Origin of the sequence: Sutterella massiliensis, from assembly GCF_016899755.1 — a bacterium.
Lineage (GTDB): Bacteria > Pseudomonadota > Gammaproteobacteria > Burkholderiales > Burkholderiaceae_F > Sutterella > Sutterella massiliensis.
This window is the reverse complement of the sequence record NZ_JACJJC010000111.1, coordinates 1-1,059: the sequence shown is the minus strand read 5'-3', so window position 1 is coordinate 1,059 and position 1,059 is coordinate 1. Positions and strand designations below refer to the sequence as shown.

Genomic DNA, 1,059 nt, shown 5'->3' with positions numbered 1-1,059 from the left:
CTTTCTCTAAGGCGGCCTTTGTTTCGTTCATTGCGCGAACGACCTTGGCGTGCGAAGCAAAGCCCATCAGCTTTTCAGGGTCTGACGCAATGTTCTCGGCCAAGCGTTCAACGAGTTCGCCGTTTTCCTCCTTCGAGATCGTGCGTTTGGCAATCTCGGCTATTTCGCTCGAGAATGCTTCCGTTACGTCGGCACGCTTCAGCGCGGACTTGATGCGTTTGGTGCGAGCCTTGCGAATACGGTCGTCGTCGCTGAAGAGCTTCGAGGCTTCACCTTCACGGGCGAGCCACGCATCAACTTCTTCGCGCGCCTTTTTCGATGCGCCGATCGTTGCGCCTACGCGCTTGAGCAACGTGCTGCAGTCGTAAAGGTCGAACTCGGCAGCCTGAAGGCCGGCGACAAAAACGACATCGAAAAATTCGGTGGCGAGCGTTCCGTCGGGCGTTCTGCGCTCTTCGGAGAAGTTGTGAATTTTGGTCGGGTCCGAAAGAATGAAGCCGTGCAGAATGCCGCCCGACGCCTGAAGCTTCGGCGAAACGCACGGACGCCCGAGCCCGTCTTCAACGAGCTTATAAGGCCCGTAAAGGCGGTCGGCCACGGAGAGTAGCACCTGCGTGCCGCGAAGTTCTGCGAGGTTCGGCTTGGGTGCCTTCTCGTCGGCCGCGGAGGTTAAGCGCACGTAGATGTTGTTCGAAGACGCCAGGTCGTCCGTTTCCGGATACACGACGAGAAAGCCGCCGACCTCCGAAGCCGGACGAACACGCTTGGTGCGTCGCATCTACAGGTAGTCGACGCGAAGCTCGAAGTCCGTTCGCTTCTCGTTCGTCAGATTGTCGATATTGGCTGCGAGGTCGTTATCGGTCCAATCGAGAATGTAAAGGCCGCCTTCGGAGAAGGTCTGGGGACGAAGCGTATGGAGATTCACGCCGCCGATGCGCGGGAAAAGCGATTTGGCTTCGGCAATAGAAATTTCTCGCCAAGTGCCGTTGCCAAAGAGCGCCGCAGGAAAGAAGTTGCGGAACGTACCGGATGAATGAATGCTGTCTCTTATACACATCT

At 57.2% G+C, this 1,059-nt stretch carries 2 protein-coding genes; both read right to left on the bottom strand.

The genetic code is table 11. From position 1 onward, the window contains the following. On the bottom strand, nucleotides 1-778 hold a 778-nt coding region (locus H6A60_RS11605; RefSeq protein WP_205104775.1), incomplete at its 3' end, for a hypothetical protein. Beyond that, nucleotides 779-1,059, bottom strand: a 281-nt coding sequence (locus H6A60_RS14490) for a hypothetical protein (protein WP_205104773.1), incomplete at its 5' end; no start/stop codon positions are given.